The sequence below is a fragment of the Bacteroides luhongzhouii genome, from assembly GCF_009193295.2.
Lineage (GTDB): Bacteria > Bacteroidota > Bacteroidia > Bacteroidales > Bacteroidaceae > Bacteroides > Bacteroides luhongzhouii.
This window is the reverse complement of sequence record NZ_CP059973.1, coordinates 2785065-2805056: the sequence shown is the minus strand read 5'-3', so window position 1 is coordinate 2805056 and position 19992 is coordinate 2785065. Positions and strand designations below refer to the sequence as shown.

Here is a 19992-nt window from a genome sequence, read left to right as displayed (position 1 = left end):
CAGGTAGTTGAAGTCAACAAGGAGTACCCACGTACTTCTTTCATGACATACAACAATCGCGCTGATGCCTTGAGCGGCAAGTTCGAACGGAGCAAGTATTACCGCTTGCCGGTACAGATGAACAATGTACAATACTTTGGCCGTGGTCCGGAAGAAAACTATATCGACCGTAATCATGGAACACTCGTTGGCATATATAAGACAATAGCAGATAAAATGTACTTCAACTATGTACGTCCACAGGAAAACGGACATCACACCGATACCCGTTGGATCGTTTTATCTCCCGCCAAAGGAAACGGTCTGGTTTTGGTAGCCGACAGTACGATCGGTTTCAATGCCTTGCGCAACTCTATCGAAGACTTTGACTCTGAAGAGCCCCTGCCCCACCCTTACCAATGGAATAACTTTAGCCCGGAAGAAGTAGCCGATCATGATGAGAATGCCGCCCGTAATGTATTACGGAGCAATGAAGCAGCTAAATATGATTATCGATAACCTTAGTATAAATTTTTAAAGAAAAAACCCATGAAAGATTTATCTAGCATTGTAGCTAAATTTAAAGTCCAAGGTACGATTGAAGAAATCAAACCTTTGGGTACAGGACTTATTAACGACACTTACAAGGTAAACACCAAAGAAGCAGATGCTCCCGACTACGTTCTGCAACGCATCAACCATGCCATTTTTCAGAATGTAGAAATGCTTCAATCCAATATTACTGCTGTCACCAATCACATTCGCAAAAAACTGGCGGAAGCAGGAGAATCGGATATAGAACGCAAAGTGTTGAGCTTCCTCGAAACAGAAGAGGGTAAGACATACTGGTTCGACGGTGATAACTATTGGCGTATGATGGTATTCATCCCACGTGCCAAAACGTATGAAACGGTGAATCCCGAATTTTCAAATTATGCTGGAGAAGCATTTGGCAACTTCCAGGCCATGCTGGCCGATATTCCGGAAACATTGGGTGAAACCATACCTGACTTCCACAACATGGAGTTCCGTCTCAAACAATTACGTGAAGCTGTTGCGAAAGATGCTGTCGGACGGGTATCGGAAGTGAAATACTATCTGGATGAAATAGAGAAGCGTGCAGATGAGATGTGTAAAGCAGAACGTTTACATCGTGAAGGAAAGCTCCCCAAACGTGTTTGCCACTGCGATACGAAAGTGAATAACATGATGTTCGACGAGAATGGTAAAGTGCTTTGCGTCATCGACCTGGATACGGTAATGCCCAGCTTTATTTTCTCCGATTATGGGGATTTCCTCCGTACAGGTGCCAACACGGGTGATGAAGACGATAAAGACCTTGATCGTGTAAACTTCAATATGGAAATATTCAAAGCGTTTACTAAAGGTTACCTGAAAGGAGCCAAATCATTCCTGACTCCAATTGAGATTGAGAATCTCCCTTATGCAGCCGCTTTATTCCCATACATGCAGTGTGTACGGTTCTTGGCAGACTATATCAATGGAGATACTTATTATAAAATAAAATATCCGGAACATAATTTGGTTCGTACTAAAGCACAATTCAAATTACTTCAAAGTGTGGAAGCCAACACACCGGAAATGATCGCATTTATCAACGAATGCTTGTCAAATTGAGAATTAAAAATTGAGAAATAAGCTACGCTGCGGTGTAGCTATTTCGAGATATTCTCAAGATAAAAAAATATAAGGCAACTAACTCGTAAAGAATTGGTTGCCTTTTTTGATATCTTTAATCAGGGATATTATTGAATAATCCCAATTTCTCAATTTTTAATCCTCTATTTTCAATTTAACAAATGCTCCATTCTTCCAATGATAGACAATAGGACGACGGAGAAATGGTTTCAGCTTCTCTGCCATCTCCTTTGCCATATAGTCAGGAGTAGTTAATGTTACAGTCAGTTCTGTATTTTCTTTATTAAAATCGGCTTTCATCAATAGCATATCTGCCGAACGGCGTGCTTCGTCAAACTCATAAACGCCTGCTGAATCCGGAGTATTCAGAAAGTCGCCCATCACAGGCAGAGTAATAAAGAGAGATGCTGTAAGCGGTTTCCAGTCATCTGTATAGAAACGGATGCTGCTGTCGCAGGCAGGCGCACAAGCAGTAGAGACTGTACAGATCACACTCGTCGAGTCATTCAAAGCCAACACTTTCATCTGCCAGGTAGATTGAGGCGACATCTGCATACGGATATAATCTTTACTTAGATCAGTCATCTCCGACTTCCTGCCGAAACGGTTCTCTACTTGCGCTTTCATCTTACTTTCCAGAAAGTCAATACAATCTTCCCGGTTTACTTTGGTAAGTAACGGGCTTAGAGAATCCGGTATATTCACAAACAGTGTTTTGGCTTCTTGTGCCCAAAGAGCGGTCGAAGCAAAGAGTCCGACAGCAGAAAAGAATATAGTGATTACAAGTTTATTTATTTTCATATCTATCTTATTTAACCTGTGACAAACAGATTTTGTGTAACTGTTTTAACTTTTAGACCCCAAATATAAGAATATCATTCCGATTAACACCAGTATAAGGTCAATCGCTTTGCTTTTTAAATTCTTTTCACGGAAGAAAAGTGCACCGAAAGTGAAAGAAACCACCACACTTCCCCGACGGACCATCGAAACAATGGAAATCATAGAATCGTCATAACTCAATGCGTAAAAGTAAACGAAATCGGCAGCCGAAAGGAAGATAGAAATCAGGATAATCGTCCAGTCCCAGCGAAACGGAGTGGTAGACTTTCTTTTAGGCCACCAAAGCAATAACAGGATAGGACACATAATAAACACCTGATAAACATTATACCAGGATTGTACCAGCATCGGATTCAAAGACTTCATCAGATACTTGTCATACAATCCGCTGATAGCACCTGTAATGGCAGCCAGCACGATAAAGAAGATCCATTTGTTATGCTTAAAATCAATTCCTTCTTTCTTCCCCGAACGACTTAACATAAAGAAAGAGGCAATGGCCAGCATTACCCCGATCCATTGATAGAGATTCAACCGTTCGCCAAATACCAGCATCGCTCCCACGAGCACCATCACCGGACGGGTAGCATTGATAGGTCCCACTATGGTTAAAGGTAGATGTTTCATTCCGAAATATCCGAATATCCACGAAGCCAACACGATGAACGACTTGATAATAATATATTTATGCTGTTCCCAGCCAACAACGGGAACATTAAATATCGTTCCTCCCAACAAGTCCGGTTTATATACGGATATCAGGATAAACGGCAGAAAGATGAGGCTGGAAAAAAATGTATTTAGAAACAAAACGGGAAGTACCGCATTATCTTTCAACGATTTCTTCTTGAATACATCATAAAATCCCAGCAAAGTAGCCGAGAGAAATGCTAATAATAACCACATGAGAATATGTTATAAATTGTAAGTTATGAGTTGTAAAATGCAGGTAAAGCAATTCGTTAATCACCCAACCGCTAATCACTGATAAACAACGTTTCCGGATATTCTACATTCACCAAAAACAAGGCTTGCCCCGGAGCAGATGTTCCGGCCTTGCACCGATCTTGCTGTTCGATGATTCGCCGGAAATCTTCAACAGAAAGTTTGCCACGCCCCACATCAATCAATGTGCCCACTATGGCACGCACCATATTCCGCAAGAAACGGTCGGCACAAATGGTAAATACCCAAGTAGTATCCTCGCCCTCCACTTTTGTCCATCCAGCATGAGTAACGTGACAAATATTGGTCTTTACGTCCGTATGCAATTTACTAAAACTTGTAAAGTCGCTATATTCGAGAAGGATACGTGCAGCCTCATTCATCCTCTCATAATCCAGTGAACTATAAATCCGCCAACGATATTGCCTATTAAAAGGATACTTTGCTGTGGTTACATAATACTTATATGTCCTTGAGGTTGCATCAAAGCGGGCATGAGCATCTGGCTTGACACTGCAAACCTTATAAACGGAAATATCCGGAGGTAACAGACGATTCAACTTTTCTGTCAAAAAAGCCGTATCCAAAGGGACGTCATAATCGAAATGAGCTACCATCAAAGAAGCGTGTACTCCGGCATCTGTCCTTCCCGCCCCCACTACTTCTATCTCGCAACGCAAAAAAGTGGACAACGCTTTCATCAGGCATTCCTGCACGCTAATCCCATTCGGTTGAATTTGCCAACCATGATAGTTGGTTCCGTCATAAGCCAAATAAATGAAATACCTTTGCACTCTAATTTCTATATTTTTAGGTTTCGCGTGCAAAAGTACTCATTTTTTCATTCATAAGTAGAAGGAGTGATGCCAAAAGCATCGACAAAATGCTTTCTAAAAGTAGGAATATCATTATAACCTACCATTTCCGCGACTTCCTGTACTCCATACTCCTTTGTTTTGAGCAATACAGCTGCCCGGCGCATACGTACTCCGCGGATAAGTTCGGTAATTGTATAATCCGTACTCTGTTTCACTTTACGGTATAAAGTAGGTTGACTCATATTCATATCCGCCGCAAGTTTCTTCACACTAAAATCAGACTTGCAAATATTCTCCTCCACTATTTTAATAACTGAACTAATAAACGGATCTTCCACCGCTACCGCTTCTTCGGCCTGTTCCGGTTCAGCCGTTTCTACAGAATCCATCCCCGGCAACATCAGCAACTTCGTATACATCTGCTTCAATGCCTGCCGGCTAGTAATCAAATTATGCACTTTCGCTTTTAAAATACTGGGAGTGAATGGTTTGAGCACATAGTCATCTGCTCCCAACTCTAAACCATGTACAATGTCCTCATCTTCCACCTTGGCTGTCAACATAATGATAGGAATACTACAAGTCTCCAGTCCTCCCTTCAACTCACGGCAACAATCATATCCGTTCTTTACCGGCATCATAACATCACAAAGAACCAAATCCGGAAGTTCTTTCACAGCCATATCAATGCCTTCCTGACCATTTGTAGCCATCAACAAATTATATTCTTTCCCAAACAGAACCTTCAGATAGAGACGAATATCCTTGTGATCTTCAACAATCAGCAAAGTCTTTTTAAGTCTGGCCGAAGTAGATGGGACAAATTCCTCAACAGTCCGGTTTGACTGCGAAAAGTCCAATAGCCGAGGCTCTATTTCACCTGTATCTTCCGGATCAACAAACAGCACATTCGGATCATTTTCGAATACACTCTTATCCAGCGGGAAACTTACAATAACCTTCGTGCTTCCATCAAACGAACTTTCCAGGCTGATTTTCCCATGATGTATTTCAACCATTTGACGCATCGCAGAAAAGCCCATTTCCGTATAAAGCAGATCCTCTTCAGAAGTTTCATTTTTATTTATCAACTCTTCGGCAGTCTGTATCATCCTTCGCCCGTCATACTCCAGAATAGCCGTCACATAATGCAACTGTTCCTGCACCGTTTCGCAAACGGTCATAGAAACATTCCCCGAATAATTAATATGAATAAAAGCATTGGTCAGCAGACTATGGATAATAAATTCCACTTTCTTTTTATCCACATAAAATTCCAGTCCTTTTCTAATCCGCTTCTCATACTGGAAATTTATCGCATACATTTTCAGCAACTCACGAACATCAAACAAATTATTATCAAGCAGCTTTTCTATCTGATAAGGGGCTACTTTCAGTTTCTCATTCACATTCCGATGCTGATGAATAGCCAACAACTGGTTACAAGCATCTAACATACGAAGAGAATTCCGATAAGCCACCCGACCGCGAGTGGCAAAGTTAGGAGCCATCGATTTATCTTCAAGGATTTCTTTCAATGGCGCAATTATCAACGAAAGCGGAGTACGAAGTTCCTGAATAAAAACCATCAACAAATGGCTTCTCATAGCTTCTATGTCTTGTTTCTGCTTCTGTTTCACCTTCTCCATATTCAACTTTTCCTTCAATAAGATCTCATTATCCCGGTGTATCTGCTTGCACATATTCTTCTTCACCCAATGGCGATAAACAAGATAGAGTAGAATGAACACCAATAATCCATAAGCCCAGTATGCCCACGCTGTATGATACCATTCCGCCCTTACCACAATAGGAACCTCGACAACTTCTCCTTCCTTTGCATTCGGAAAGACCTGTTTAGCCTGTAAAACATATTCACCCACAGGTAACCCACTATACTCCACTCCTTCCCCAAGCGGCTGTATTCTCCATTCCTCATCTTCCGGAAGTAACCGATAAGCAATCTTACATTGCATCATTCCATATTGTAAATCAGAGAAATATAAACGGAATTTATTATTTTTCGGATTAAAAGATAATTGTTCCTGTCTTTCAGGTGAAGCAGAAAGCACTATTTGCCCGTTCCGGCTCTCTCCTGCCAGAATTGTCTCCCCATTCACTTCAATATCTGTCAGCATGAGCCGGCCTTCCACTTGGTTAGTTTTAAAAACAACCGGATCAAAGAATAACATCCCCCATGAGTCCGCCCATAATAATCGTCCGTCATTTAATCGGCATGAAGCATTGCAATCACCTATTGACAAATAATTATAGAAAGCATTTTGTCCATTTCTTACCATCATAATTCCGGCACTATTAGCCGCCCATGTATTCCCAATCTGGTCATCTACCATGCAACTGACATTTCCACCAATCAACCCATTCTGTAAGGTATATATAGACTCCAGTTTATCCTTATCTCTCCCATCAATGCGGACAACCATATTCAAATAAGCAGCATAAATCTGATTCGAGTTATTCACGTAAATAGTTCGTACAGCAGATTCTTCCAACCCGTTTTCCTTTTCATACTCTCCTTTCCAATGAATCTCATCTCCCAAACATTCAAGCCTTTTCAGCCCTCTGTTTGTACCAATCCAGACACTCCCCTCTTTATCTTCAACTACCGTATACACCATCTCGATTGCAGCATCCTTAGGCTCGATCTTCCGACATTCATCATTTTTCGGATTCACTTGCATCAGTCCGTCCGAAGTAGCTATCCACAAACGGTTTCTCGAATCCATACAAAACTGAAAAATAGAAGTTACCAGTCTACTTCCGTCAGGTGTTTTCAAATTAAACGTTTCTATTCCATCGGTCAGTGGATTGATACACATCACCTCTCCAGAGTTGTTACCTAACCAAATATCACCCTTCCTATCCTTATAAATATGGCAATATTTTGAAAAGCCGGATGCTTTTTTCCAGACTTCAAAATGAGTTTGAGAAGACAAAAAAGGAGTGGTACTTTTCATCAACGTTCCGCAATTCATCACTAACCAGATATAACCATTGGCATCCTCAACCATACCGTTAATTCTGGATTTGAATGTTTGCTGTATCCGGCTATACATGTCATCATCCATGTCGAACTTCACAATTCCTCCACCCAGCGTACTTGTCCACAATATTTTTTGTTGATTATCCCAATAAGCACTCGACATTTTACGTTCAATATTAGAATGAAATGCTATTTCATATTGCGTCAACAGTTCCAATGAAACAGGACTTTCACAAAGATTTTCATTTTCAAAATCCAACTCAAACAATCCGTCCAAGGTTGTCAGATAGAATGTCTGCTTATTCCTGCATTCGACATCTGTGATATAAGAACTAAAATAATCAACATTATCACTGCTTCCTATTGAAATGACACGTTCTTGATTCTTTTTAAGATCATAACAGACAATATCATTCCAAAGCCTGCAAATCCATAAATAACCATTTTCCATGAAAATGCGGTTCACGACATCATATTCTTTAAGCAAAGCAAGTTCTTTCGTCTCAACATTATAACTCATCACCTTTTTTCTGTCAACAGAAAAATAAAGATTATTGCTCCCGTCAGCACACAGGCCACCCGTTTTTCCCTTAACTAAAGGCTTTGCATCCAACGTACAAAATAAAACATCCTTATTATCTTCTTCCATACGGACAACCTGCGACTTCAACAATCCCTGAGAAGTAGCCAGATATAAAATGCCATTACACCAACGAAAACTATGTATATTCCGCAAGTTAAAAGGACGGTTAAAAATGATTGGAAGATATTTCTCTTTTTCTCTGTCAAAACAAGCAATTCCTCCTTGATATAGCTGGATATAGAACAGGTTGCCCGAAACTTCCTGCAATGTACTGGTTGCCTGTGGTAAAGGAAGAGACAACGAATCTATTTTGGTAACCAAAGGATAATCACGAAATCTAAATCCATCATAACGGGCTATGCCTCTATCAGTAGACAGCCAGACAAAGCCATCTTTCCCATAACACACATTATAAACTGTATTATTATCAAATCCGTTTTTTATTACTATTGGCTCCGGACTCCAATGAATATTTAGAGAATACGATATACTGAAACCTAATAATAGTAGTAATAAAGACAAAGTCCTTTTCATATATGACACCTGTTTTGTCCATGTTAGAGTTATGTTGGTTAAAGTTAAGGAGAATATACATACCCACAAAAAAACAAGGGACTTTTTAAGAACAATTTACAGTGAAGCGCATTGCCGGCTCCCTGAGAAACTAACAATACTCTTCATCCATGGTTACACCTTTCAATTAATATTACACCTTATTATATATACTGTTTGCTGTTTAGTTCCCCATTTACAACTTAAAATTCGATATATTCATTATACACATACAAAGCGGACTACTGAGCAATTTTAGAAAGAACAAAACTATACTCCCCTTTACCCGCATTAAAATCATAATTTCCCCTAAAACTTACAGGCACCTTCACCAGGCAATTTTCCTGATCACTTACACGAAAATAAAGATAGGAAGTAGAAGTAAACACATTATCACCTTCAGCCGTAGTTGACAAAGAAGCCCCCTGGCCTTTCCAAAGAAACAGGTCCGTTTTACAATTGTAAGTAGCACCTGCATAATAGACCATCTTTTTATCTACAGTAAAGTTCAATGAGACACATAATGCAAAATTCTCAATAAGAGAACCACCTCGTGTGCGAGCTTGATACTCCGCCGTCATCATTACAGTTTTCTTATCGTTACCGGTTCCATAATACCCTTCCGTATTTTCCACTTTACATCCCTGAACGACACCATTATTCCTGCGAAGTGCTTCTAATACACTTCCCATCTCTTCTGTTGTCACAGAAGGTACTTCACCAATCTGCTCAGCAGACTCAATGCCATACAAAGAGATCATGGACTCAAAGTTCGAAGAGCTATCTTCAATACTATCACTTTCTGCACCAGAACATGCAGTAAACACTAATGCAACCACACATGAAAAAAAGAATTTAATAGTTTTCATTATATTTCCTCCTTTATTTGTTTTTTAATATTTGCGAATTGTCGATAATCGCACTTCAACCGTTACATAATTCATTGTTGTTTGTTCATGTTCCTCAGGAGGGAATCTTTAATTTTATCAATTTATACTAGGCGCTTTGTTTGTTCGAAGCAAACATAAGGACATTATTTAAGAAATAAAAGTTTTTCGAAAGGGAAATGAACAATTTACCATTCTTTAATGAATGAAATACAATACATACAAGCAAATAAACAGAATCTACAAGCATCATTTACCAACCATATGTGATTAATTCACCAATCATGAACAAAATACCACCCATGCAAGAATAATAAGCCCACCCCTCTCAAAGAATAAAACACCAACCTATTTATTATTTTCCACTGAAAGTTATCTGAAGAAAGAACAATATGCCAATTAAGGCCTACCAGGATTATACCTACATTTGCACATCAACAAACAAAACCTATCAGGTAATGAAAATGAAAAAGAAGAAAATTTTTGCACTATTCGCAATGCTGTTTACCTCCACCTTATTATATAGTCAAGCGGTTGGAGTGAAAACAAATGTTATAATGGATGCGCTTAAAGTTATCAATCTTGGAGCTGAAGTAAGCTTGAACAAGAAATTAACTTTGGATTTGTATGCCAATTATAATCCCTGGAAATACAAAAATCAGAAGATGATGAAAATGTTGGCATTCCAACCAGAACTTCGTTATTGGTTCTGTGACAAATTCAACGGTCACTTCGTTGGTGTACATCTCCACGGAGGTGTCTATCAGGTGGCAGCTATCGATATGCCCTGGGGAATCTGGCCGGAATTAAAGGAACACCGTTTCAAAGGTAATTTCTACGGTTTCGGTATATCCTATGGCTACCAGTGGATTCTAAGTAAACACTGGAATCTGGAAGGGAACATTGGCGCAGGCTATGCGCGCGTCAAATATGAGCAATATATATGCAAGACTTGCGGAGAAAAAGTTGGCGAAGGACACAAAAACTATGTAGGACCGACTAAAGCTGCCGTCAGCCTGATTTATTTATTCTAAAACAAGACAAATATGAAAAATTTTCTATGTATACTCATTTGCCTGATCCCCCTATTAGGAGGAAAGGCGCAGACTCTTTACAAAAATCAAATACACACGGATAACGAATCGATCACGCGAAGTGACAATAATCGACTGACTATCCGCATGGATCTTATCCTGCACGAAAACCTGAAACTTGCCTCTAACAATGCCGCCACCCTGACACCCTACCTCGAAGCGGAAGGACAAACGAAAATATTGCCGGCTATCGTAATATATGGACGGAAACGCCAACTAGTAAATCAACGGACTCAACAGCCCCCCGAAAACGCTTATACTATCATGCGGCATCAACGAAAGCAAAACCAAAAGATTAATTATCTGGTTCAGGTTCCATACGAGGCTTGGATGCAACAGGCAAACCTAAAATTAAATATAGATTTGTGCGGCTGTTGTGATGTAGTAGAGGAAAGCCATGGAGAAATGATTGCGAAACTGAATATTGCATCATTAAAAATACATCCGGCAATAGCATATATCACTCCGGAAGCCGAAGGCGTGAAGCACCGGACCATAGAAGGAACCGCATATCTGGACTTCCCCGTAAACAAGATTATCATTTATCCGGAATACAGAAGTAATTCGACGGAGCTGGCAAAGATACGTGCAAGCATTGATACAGTACGCAATGACAAAAACACTCAGCTCACCGGCATCACGATACATGGTTATGCATCTCCCGAAGGAAGCTACGCCAACAATACCCGTCTGGCCAAAGGACGCACCCAGTCACTCGCAGACTATGTGAACAGTTACTACAACTTTGACAGTCGTCTCATTTCTTCTAAATATACCCCCGAAGACTGGGAGGGTTTCCGCAAGTTTGTTGAAAACTCAACAATGGATAAAAAGGAAGACATCCTACTTATGATAGATAATCAAAAGATGGATATTGACACCAAAGAACGCAATATAGCCAGATTGATAGGTCCGCAGGCTTACCAATATTTATTAGCCGAGTGTTATCCAGCCCTGCGTCATTCTAACTATACGGTAAATTATACGGTACGTGGTTTTAATCTCGAAGAATCCAAGGAAATGATCAAAAAACATCCTCAATTGCTAAGTTTACAGGAAATTTATCTCGTGGCACAAAGTTACGAACCCGGAAGTGAAGAGTTTAATTATGCTTTCCAGGTGGCTTCTGTCATGTTTCCCGACGACCCGGTTGCCAACCTAAATGCCGCTGCAATGGAAATCCAGCAAGGGGGAGATTTAACATCTGCCAAAAAACACCTGGCAAAAGCCAATCAAGAAGCGGCCGAAACAATAAACAATCTAGGAGTAATTGCCCTGCTGGAAGGAAATCTGGATATAGCCGGAAAATATTTCGAAGCAGCAAAAGCTGCCGGACTTACAACACAAGCGGACACAAACTTGATAGAATTGAACAAGAAACTAAACTATCCTGCAAAATAAGACAACAATATAAAAATACCCCAAATCCATTTCCTTTAAAATGGATAAAACGCACTACCTGTGAAGGCTGTGCGTTTCTTTTTTTCTAATTCCACGTAATCATCCAATTATGTATCACATATGCAGAAAACATATATTTGTTCATCTTCTCCCATATCTCCCTGCATGGGTATAATAAAAGCAAGGATGGCAAAACATTCATTTCACCAAGAATATCATTCATAAAAGAATAAAACACCTACCATAAAATTCAGATTTAAAAGATTGCATAAATCACCTTCGAAATTGACAAAAACGCCAACCAATACTTATTTACCTATAGAGTATCTTTGCAATATGAAAAAGGGAAGCCAATTCTTCTCTGACAAGTTTTAAATAAAATAATATCAGTAATCAACAAAAAAACAAACATCATTTATTTATTATGAGACAAACAAATTATTAAACTTACCGGAAGTTTCTCTTCCTTATTAGATATAAGGACTTCCCAATAAACAAAGAGAAAAGACTGGATATCACTGAATATTTGAACAGACCAAACACTCTTCCTCATTTCAGGATATCTCTTATCCAATAAAAAAATTATAGCATCACACATTAAAATCAAAACCAAAATGAAAGTTAGAAATTTATTATTAGCAGGATTGGCAATGACAGCCATGGCAGCTTGTAACAACAATGATGAATTCATCGACAACAGCACTCAAACTGCCGGTGACAACGCAAGTATTAGAATTAGTTTTTTAGCATCTGAAGAAAACAAAAGCAGATCTGTTGCTGAAGATGGAACTAACCCTGGTAACAATGATGAATCTGAAATTAAAACAGCAACTATTGTATTAGATTACAACGGAACAAAACGAATAGTCAAAGAAAACATGACACTTAATGGTTCTCCGGATGAAAACAATGTAAGATTAGCAAGTACCGACGCATTTGTAGTATCAGCAGGAACAGCCACAATTTATGCATTTATCAATCCGACAGAAGCACTTAACGCAGCACTCTCCAACGGTACTGATTACAACAACTTAACTGTAGGAAAGCAAGCATGGGAAAATCTAAAATATCTCAGCACCACAATAGCTTCCAGCGGCAACTTTCTAATGAGCTGTGACAAAGGAGAAACAGTTGAAATCAAAGCAGGCAAAGAAGATAATACAGCCGAACTCGTGGTAAGCCGTGTTTCCGCAAAACTGGATGAACAGACAGATGCCAATCATGCTTTCGAATTAGAAAAGCCGACAGTGACTCCCAAAGATGGAAAACTGGTAGCCATAAAAATCACCAACCACTCTTATTCCAATTTAACAAAAGATTCATATGCATTGCCACAAAAAAACAGTTGGACAGGAGATGACCTTTATTTTCAACCCGCTGCTAAAGGAAATTTCGAATGGATTCTCACTGGCATTACATACTGTTTAGAAAACAAAGTAGGTTTAGCATATGAAGATGCAAAACCTACTGCAACTAACGTACATTACAAAGGACAAGTTTATTTCTACTCAGAAGGTACAACAGATTACGAACCTGCTTCCACATTCTTTGTTAAAACGTTCTATGATGGCGAAACTAAAAAGACAATTTACACATCATGGGAACAAATGAAGAATGATTTCGGCAATCTTCCTGCAACAGAAGAAGAAGCCGGAGATCTTAGCCAATATGAAATCGTCAAATATACAAATGGTATTTGTTATTACGATGCACCAATCCAACATACCGGCAAGAATTGTACTATCATACGAAATAACTGGTACAAGCTTACAGTTACCACAATTAACGATCTTGGTTGGCCGAGTGAACTTCCTCCTACCCCATCAGATCCAACCAAACTTATTGTAACAGCCAAAATACAACCTTGGACAATCCATAATAATAACATTGGTCTCTAAGTCTTAATAAAAATCAGGAGAGAAAAACTCTCCTGATTTTTATTAAGACTTATCACCCCCGCATTACATTCAAACAAAACACTATTTTCTAAAAGCATAAAAAGTGAGAATAATGAAACAAATACTAACTACCATACAAGAAAAAGCTAACAAGATATTGTTGCTCACCATATTGGCTGGTGCAATTACATCGTGCGACTCCATTCTGGATTATGACGATGGAGATTGCAGCATCCAGTATCGTGTGAAGTTTAAGTATGACTATAACATGGACGAGGTAGACGTATTTTCCAAACAAGTAAAGACAGTGACACTTTATGCTTTTGACGACAATAACAATCTAGTCTTCCAGAAAACAGATGAAGGAGCACCGTTAGAAAAAGACGACTATCTAATGACTGTAGATGTTGATCCATCAAAATATCACTTGATTGCATGGGCCGGATTAAATAATGAATCGTTCGCAGTACCTTTATTATATCCGCAACAATCAGAAATTGAAGAGTTGAAAGTAAAAACATTACGTAAAGCAATGACACGTTCTTCTTTCGGAGAAGATGAAAAAGGGCAATATATCGTAGAACAAGAGTTACATTCACTCTGGCATGGTGAAGTCAAAAATGCAACTACAACACGTAATGGAAGGCAACAAATCAGTATGGTGTCTTTAGTGAAGAACACCAATAATATCCGCATAGTCGTGGCACAGGTCAACAAATCCGACGGCCCGATAACAAGAGCATTGACTGAAGAAACATTCAAATGCGAGATTTATGACGATAACGGATACATGAATTACGACAATTCACTATTGGAGGACAACTTACTGACTTACAAGCCATTTGTTGTAGAATCCGAAGTTATAACAACAAGAGCTTTCAGTGAAACTGGCGAACCTGCCAAAGAATACAATGCCGTTGTCAGTGAGATAAGTGTTGCCAGACTGATGGAGAATAAAACCCCGCAGCTGACCATCAAAAACTCCGCGACAGACGAAACGTTATTCCACAGTTCTAACTTGGTGAAATATCTGGAACTACTCCAACTAGAGAAATACAAAGACCGGAATTATACTCTCCAGGAATATCTGGATCGCGAAGATAACTACAGCATGATTATTTTCGTAGATGAAAAACTGGCACTGATTAAAACAGTAATTGATGTAAACGACTGGATTATCCAACTCAATGATATTGAACTATAAAATGAAATACTCTAAACTGACATATTATCTGTTGGCTGTCCTCTGCATCATGGCAACGTCCTGTGTCACAGACGGAGTCATGGATGATAATATAATGAATATCCCGGGAGACCCCATAAAGGGTGGCAAAATCAATTTTTCATTAACCTTTCCTGAAATGTCTTCCACATGGGCCATTGACGGCGAAGCAGATGATTCTGCAAACGAACGGACAATCAACGATGTCCAAATATATACTTTCGTGAAAGGTAAATTTGTGGAGCAAGTTAAATACGTGCTTATAGGAGGAGTAAACGGAGAAGCTACCCGGTTTATAGAAGGAAAACTGTCGGAAACATACGCCACTGGCATTTCCATGGATTTTATCGTAATCACCAATGCGGAAAACAAAGGTGTACACGATGTGAATATGAATCCGGGAGATAGCAAGGACGATTTATACCGACAACTGGTATTCGGTTATACTAAAGACACAGACCGTTCGATAAACCTCCCAATGTGGGGTGAAGGTACCATTGAATCCGTCCGGTCGGGAGAAAACAATATAGGAGAACTCATGCTGAAACGCGCAGTTGCCAAAGTGAATGTAATGGTCAACGACGGAAAGGGAATAATAGATTTCAAAATCACCGAAGTCCAGTTGCACAATTATAATACACAAGGATATTGCGCACCCATAGAGAACGATGGCCCGTCCATACCGGGAAACTCCACATTATCTGCCGACTTCCTGACTTCCGGCATATTGAACGGGACAGAAGGAAACAAGGTTGAAAACAAATTCTACATTCCGGAACATCAGAATACGGGAGCACAAACTGAAAAGAAAGTATATTTGGTCATCAAAGCGATGGCTAGAGGTAAAGAAAAAAGTTATAAGATACCATTCAGTGAAAATGGAAAAGATTATAATGTTCTTCGCAACCACATATATGTATTCAACATCACAAGTGTGAAAATGGATGTAACATTAGAATATGAAGTGAAAGTTTGGGATGAAGAGAACATCGATGTCCCGTCATTCGATTAATATAAAGGAGAAAAAGCTGATGAAAAAGCAAAACAACATACTGAAAACGATAAAGAATATAATATATCTGACCGTTGCCTGCACATTCTTCAATGCTTGCGCAGATGATGAAATATACTCTTCCGCCAATGTGAAAGAAGGAATTCCGGTTACAATAAATTTCGGTCTGTCAGTCACAGGCATGGAGAAGTTAACCCGTGGACTTCCTGAAACAGAAGAAAATAGAATCAACGACCTTTATGTATTGGTATTCGACAGAAGTGGGAAACTGAAAAACAGTAAATTCTACAACACAAACGAGATAGTCAGTTCACTGGAAAATAGAGAGAAAGGAACGCTTACGTTAGAAACCACCAGCGGCGAAAGCCGTATCTATGCAATAGCCAACGCAGAAACAAACGAATTGGAATCCATCCTCAACAGACTGGACGCTGTTAAAAGTATCGAAGAACTGTCCGGAGTAACCATTAGTATAAACGAAGCTAACGTACAACGCATACAAGGCAGCCTGGTCATGAGTGGAACATTCAATGCCACTTCGGAGACCAACAAAGAAGAAGGATATTGTGTGATTGACGAGCACGGAAAAATATCCACCGGAAAAATAGAGCTTTCGCGCCTTGACTCCCACATCACTTTTAAAATAAAAGTCGGTGAAAAAGTCACGTCTTTCACTCCCACCAGTTGGCAAGTGAAATATGTCCCCCTCAAATCAAATATCATTGAACAACCCAAGGTTAATAGTTTTACCCAAGAAAAGAACTACGGGAACAGTATAGTAAGTACTGCCTTCAAGACCAATGAAAATGATAAATCCCGCACATTTGATTTTTACATGCTGGAAAATATAAAGAACTCAAAAACCTATAAAGAAAAGGATGGTACAGTGAGTTCCATCAATCCATCAGCAACTGATAAAAAAGCGGAGTATGCCAAACGTGAAGCAGAAGTCAAGAACGATGATGAAACAAACACCGGTGAATATAAATATTCGGAAAAGTATGCGACTTATGTAGAAATTAAGGCTGAATTGGAAATCAAAAACGAAAATTCCATAGACGGAAAACGTGTAGCTACCGTACAGTATAGAATACACCTAGGAGGTGGCATCAGCAATCCGGATATCTTCACAAGCAAACGAAACACCAAATATACATACAACTTAACGATAAATGACGTCAACGACATTATAGTAGAAGTGGAAGAAGGAAAAGAAAACCGTCCCGGCGCTGAAGGAGACGTGGTCGATTCCGAAGCTGAAGTACGTACATTGGATGCACATTACAACTGCTTTATAATGGGATTCAGTTACAATAATGTAGTGGACGCCACCACAGGAAACCCAGGTTTGAGATTTGTAGTAAAGACTCCTTTCGGAGATGTCACAGAAGAAAGTACTCCTGATACAGGAAACGGAGCCAAGCAAGATTATCATTGGATTCATTTCCAGTCTCATGGAACAGAAAATGCCGCAGATAAACTACAAAAGTACAATAAGAATGAATTAATCGACTTGTTCGGACTCACCGATGATGTGATAGCCCGCTACGAAAATGATGGAAGCAAGGATAAGGACAAGCCATATTACTATACAGTTTTTGTAGATGAATATTATTATACCGAAGCACCTAAAGGACAAAACTGGGGGAATAACCCTACTACATACTGGCGGCATTTTGCAAATGCAGACAACCGCTACATAATGTTGGTTTATGCTCCCAAGTATAGCTTGGATGGCAACAGCAGTTATGCCAAAGCCCGATATATGATTACCCAACGTTCTATACAGACATATTATAGTACGGAAGCCAAAGTAGCACTAGGCATGGAACATATCAATGAAACAGGATTAGCTAAATGGGGAGCCCCTAACATTGCTAACTCTATTTCTTCTGCTAACGGATTATGGAATACTTGGGAGTATTTAAAAAATCACATATCCTGGAATGAGCACGTTGCTTTGAAAACACCGGATAAAAAAATGAATACTTTCACTACCCGGAAAGAAGCTATCGCTTTAGCACGCTGCTTATCACGAAACCGTGATGAGAACGGAGATGGTAAAATAACACTGGACGAAGTGAAATGGTATGTACCTACCAGTGAACAATTAATGGGTATGTATTTGGGCGCCAAGAGTCTGCCAACCCCCTTATATGATGCCAACAATATTTCATTTGTGTATGGAGACAGGATAAACTATCATTATACGACCAGTGACAAAAAGCGTATCTGGTCGGAAGAAGGCGCTTCCGTTGGTGACTATCCCACCAATGAAACAGAAGAAAAAAACCTTCCGCAGAATTTCAGATGTGTACGTAACTTAGGAATAGATAAAGGTCTGAACGATGAATTAAAAAAAGACGGATTTCCTGAACAAGCGTTCGAATATATAGAAAGTGGTACACGTGTAAAAGTATACAATCAACAGAGCAATCAAGATGAAGAAATTATCGCTGACCGGATTTTTAAGATGACACGGTTAACAGAGCAAAATATACGTGGTTCACGACTCAATAAAGGCGAAATAGCTCTTCACGACAATTTTGACGATGGAAACAAACCTTATAAGGCATTTCAAGTGGCTCAGAATTTATATACCCAAACACGAGCTGCAGAAGGAAATGTATACATATATGAAGGGAATTCATATTCTGCGCTCACCAGTTGGCATGCAACTATACGTTCATGTTGGTATGATCCCAATAACTCAATAGAAAAATCGGGGAAAAAGTACTTTGCTCTAACATCAGAAGACAATGACCGAAGCTATTGTAAAAACTACTCTGAGAAAACCGACCTAAGCGACAAAGGTCTTTGGAGAGCACCCAATCAAAGAGAAATGATGCTAATATACATAACTAACTGTGATGCAAATAAAAATACAATGTCACGAACTAAATGGAGATACACCATAGATACAGGTAACAACGCCGGAAACGTAAGATTCTTTTGCATCAATGAAAATCTGTTTTTATCAAATCTAATAGATAACACAAAGCAAATCAGCTTACGCTGTGTACGTGACGTAGAAATAATAGAATAAGAATCGAACTAAAACTAAGATATTATGAAACAAAAAGACATCCTGCAACTAGAATCATCAGATATGCGGCAAGCCTATCTGTTTGAAGAGAACGGACGCTGGTATGCTTACGAGCATTCAGCCAACCAGATTGAAAAAATCATGAAAGGCTTTGCTGACTTCAAACACAAAGTTCATGATGTCTGCGGCCGTTTCAAAGTAGAGATCAACCTTGACATACTGGACAAAATATCCATTGTCTCATGCGAAGATTCGATACTAATACTTGATTGTTCAGACAATATTTAAAAGAAAGCGCTCCGTAAGCGTACGGATCCCATAACCCCTAATAAAAAATTTGTTTGTTTTGTTTGTGTTCCTCATTCCACTTAGATGCAGTCTGCGAAGATAGTGCTAAGTGGGTGGGGATTTTTTTATCACATATCCGCAATTTTACGACATTGGCTATGGAAATGTAACTTTATATAAAGTTTTATTTGTATAGTCCGCATAAATCCGTATATTTGGAGAACAAAATAACAATGATTACTAATACCTCACAATTATGAGTAGTACCATTTTCCTTATTATTGCCCTTGTGACAACAGGAATATTTATAATCCAATTCATTCTATCCATCTTTTTCGGAGACATAGATGCAGATGTAGACGTGGATACTGACATTAGCAGCGTGGTCTCTTTCAAAGGTCTTACTCATTTCGGAATCGGATTCGGCTGGTATATGTATCTGACAGGAAATATTGAGATTCAAAGTTATGTCATCGGCATTCTGGTAGGTCTTTTCTTTGTATTCGCCGTATGGTTTCTCTACAAAAAAGCATACCAGCTACAACAAGTGAATCATTCCGAACATACGGACCAGCTTGTGGGAAGGGAATGTACTATCTATTTCAAACAAAGCGACAATAAATATACAGTACAAGCCAGCCGGAATGGAGCCATGCGCGAAGTAGACGTCATCTCCGAATCAGGAAAAGCATATCAGACTGGTGACAGAACAATCATCACCAGCTACAAAGACGGAACGCTATTCATTCAATAATTATTCA

14 protein-coding genes and 1 pseudogene are annotated in these 19992 nt (G+C 39.3%); 10 read left to right on the top strand and 5 right to left on the bottom strand.

What is annotated here, in order from left to right:
* Positions 1 to 99 precede the first annotated feature (99 nt).
* Both GD631_RS09980 and GD631_RS09975 read left to right on the top strand, forming a co-directional pair.
* Positions 100 to 465, top strand: a pseudogene (locus tag GD631_RS09980) (beta-galactosidase small subunit-related protein); the annotation flags it as partial.
* A 63-nt stretch (positions 466 to 528) separates the two neighbouring features.
* A complete protein-coding gene (locus GD631_RS09975) occupies positions 529 to 1617 on the top strand; it encodes a phosphotransferase enzyme family protein (RefSeq protein ID WP_143258085.1) in 1089 nt (362 codons plus the stop codon).
* A gap of 156 nt (positions 1618 to 1773) precedes the next feature.
* Here GD631_RS09975 and GD631_RS09970 read toward each other — a convergent pair whose 3' ends face one another.
* From GD631_RS09970 to GD631_RS09950, 5 genes are all read right to left on the bottom strand, one after another.
* Positions 1774 to 2439 (bottom strand): DUF3256 family protein, encoded by a 666-nt coding sequence (locus tag GD631_RS09970; RefSeq protein ID WP_143258084.1) that lies wholly within the window; start codon positions 2437 to 2439, stop codon positions 1774 to 1776.
* Positions 2440 to 2484: 45 nt separating this feature from the next.
* Positions 2485 to 3387, bottom strand: coding sequence for a DMT family transporter (locus GD631_RS09965; protein ID WP_143258083.1), 903 nt, complete (start codon positions 3385 to 3387; stop codon positions 2485 to 2487).
* Positions 3388 to 3458: 71 nt separating this feature from the next.
* Positions 3459 to 4220, bottom strand: coding sequence for a tRNA pseudouridine(38-40) synthase TruA (gene truA / locus GD631_RS09960; protein WP_143258082.1), 762 nt, complete (start codon positions 4218 to 4220; stop codon positions 3459 to 3461).
* A 47-nt stretch (positions 4221 to 4267) separates the two neighbouring features.
* Positions 4268 to 8365, bottom strand: a complete 4098-nt coding sequence (locus GD631_RS09955; protein WP_143258081.1) for a hybrid sensor histidine kinase/response regulator transcription factor — start codon at positions 8363 to 8365, stop codon at positions 4268 to 4270.
* A gap of 260 nt (positions 8366 to 8625) precedes the next feature.
* Complete coding sequence (locus GD631_RS09950) at positions 8626 to 9252, bottom strand: DUF5033 domain-containing protein (RefSeq protein WP_143258080.1); 627 nt, start codon at positions 9250 to 9252, stop codon at positions 8626 to 8628.
* Positions 9253 to 9734: 482 nt separating this feature from the next.
* On the opposite strand from GD631_RS09950, the gene GD631_RS09945 reads away from it, so the two are divergent.
* The 8 genes from GD631_RS09945 to GD631_RS09910 all read left to right on the top strand — a co-directional run bounded on the left by GD631_RS09945 (position 9735) and on the right by GD631_RS09910 (position 19985).
* Positions 9735 to 10304 (top strand): DUF3575 domain-containing protein, encoded by a 570-nt coding sequence (locus GD631_RS09945; protein ID WP_143258079.1) that lies wholly within the window; start codon positions 9735 to 9737, stop codon positions 10302 to 10304.
* A 12-nt stretch (positions 10305 to 10316) separates the two neighbouring features.
* Entirely contained in the window at positions 10317 to 11765 is a 1449-nt protein-coding gene (locus GD631_RS09940; protein WP_143258078.1) for a DUF3868 domain-containing protein, read from the top strand.
* Positions 11766 to 12379: 614 nt separating this feature from the next.
* On the top strand, positions 12380 to 13663 hold the full coding sequence (locus tag GD631_RS09935; RefSeq protein WP_143258077.1) for a fimbria major subunit: 1284 nt from the start codon (positions 12380 to 12382) through the stop codon (positions 13661 to 13663).
* Positions 13664 to 13775: 112 nt separating this feature from the next.
* Complete coding sequence (locus GD631_RS09930; RefSeq protein WP_143258076.1) at positions 13776 to 14867, top strand: FimB/Mfa2 family fimbrial subunit; 1092 nt, start codon at positions 13776 to 13778, stop codon at positions 14865 to 14867.
* A 1-nt stretch (position 14868) separates the two neighbouring features.
* On the top strand, positions 14869 to 15897 hold the full coding sequence (locus GD631_RS09925; RefSeq protein ID WP_143258075.1) for a FimB/Mfa2 family fimbrial subunit: 1029 nt from the start codon (positions 14869 to 14871) through the stop codon (positions 15895 to 15897).
* Positions 15898 to 15916: 19 nt separating this feature from the next.
* Positions 15917 to 18943, top strand: coding sequence for a fimbrial protein (locus tag GD631_RS09920; RefSeq protein ID WP_185911622.1), 3027 nt, complete (start codon positions 15917 to 15919; stop codon positions 18941 to 18943).
* A gap of 24 nt (positions 18944 to 18967) precedes the next feature.
* Positions 18968 to 19231 carry a hypothetical protein gene (locus tag GD631_RS09915; RefSeq protein ID WP_143258073.1) on the top strand — a complete coding sequence of 88 codons (264 nt, stop codon included), beginning with the start codon at positions 18968 to 18970 and terminating at the stop codon, positions 19229 to 19231.
* A gap of 256 nt (positions 19232 to 19487) precedes the next feature.
* Complete coding sequence (locus tag GD631_RS09910) at positions 19488 to 19985, top strand: hypothetical protein (RefSeq protein WP_143258072.1); 498 nt, start codon at positions 19488 to 19490, stop codon at positions 19983 to 19985.
* Positions 19986 to 19992 lie beyond the last annotated feature (7 nt).

What these genes read in the sequence shown, in the direction of transcription:
- GD631_RS09975 (WP_143258085.1), top strand. Translation starts at nt 529, where the DNA reads ATGAAAGATTTATCTAGCATTGTAGCTAAATTTAAAGTCCAAGGTACG.
- GD631_RS09970 (WP_143258084.1), bottom strand. Translation starts at nt 2,439, where the DNA reads ATGAAAATAAATAAACTTGTAATCACTATATTCTTTTCTGCTGTCGGA.
- GD631_RS09965 (WP_143258083.1), bottom strand. Translation starts at nt 3,387, where the DNA reads ATGTGGTTATTATTAGCATTTCTCTCGGCTACTTTGCTGGGATTTTAT.
- GD631_RS09955 (WP_143258081.1), bottom strand. Translation starts at nt 8,365, where the DNA reads ATGAAAAGGACTTTGTCTTTATTACTACTATTATTAGGTTTCAGTATA.
- GD631_RS09950 (WP_143258080.1), bottom strand. Translation starts at nt 9,252, where the DNA reads ATGAAAACTATTAAATTCTTTTTTTCATGTGTGGTTGCATTAGTGTTT.
- GD631_RS09945 (WP_143258079.1), top strand. Translation starts at nt 9,735, where the DNA reads ATGAAAAAGAAGAAAATTTTTGCACTATTCGCAATGCTGTTTACCTCC.
- GD631_RS09940 (WP_143258078.1), top strand. Translation starts at nt 10,317, where the DNA reads ATGAAAAATTTTCTATGTATACTCATTTGCCTGATCCCCCTATTAGGA.
- GD631_RS09935 (WP_143258077.1), top strand. Translation starts at nt 12,380, where the DNA reads ATGAAAGTTAGAAATTTATTATTAGCAGGATTGGCAATGACAGCCATG.
- GD631_RS09930 (WP_143258076.1), top strand. Translation starts at nt 13,776, where the DNA reads ATGAAACAAATACTAACTACCATACAAGAAAAAGCTAACAAGATATTG.
- GD631_RS09925 (WP_143258075.1), top strand. Translation starts at nt 14,869, where the DNA reads ATGAAATACTCTAAACTGACATATTATCTGTTGGCTGTCCTCTGCATC.
- GD631_RS09920 (WP_185911622.1), top strand. Translation starts at nt 15,917, where the DNA reads ATGAAAAAGCAAAACAACATACTGAAAACGATAAAGAATATAATATAT.
- GD631_RS09915 (WP_143258073.1), top strand. Translation starts at nt 18,968, where the DNA reads ATGAAACAAAAAGACATCCTGCAACTAGAATCATCAGATATGCGGCAA.
- GD631_RS09910 (WP_143258072.1), top strand. Translation starts at nt 19,488, where the DNA reads ATGAGTAGTACCATTTTCCTTATTATTGCCCTTGTGACAACAGGAATA.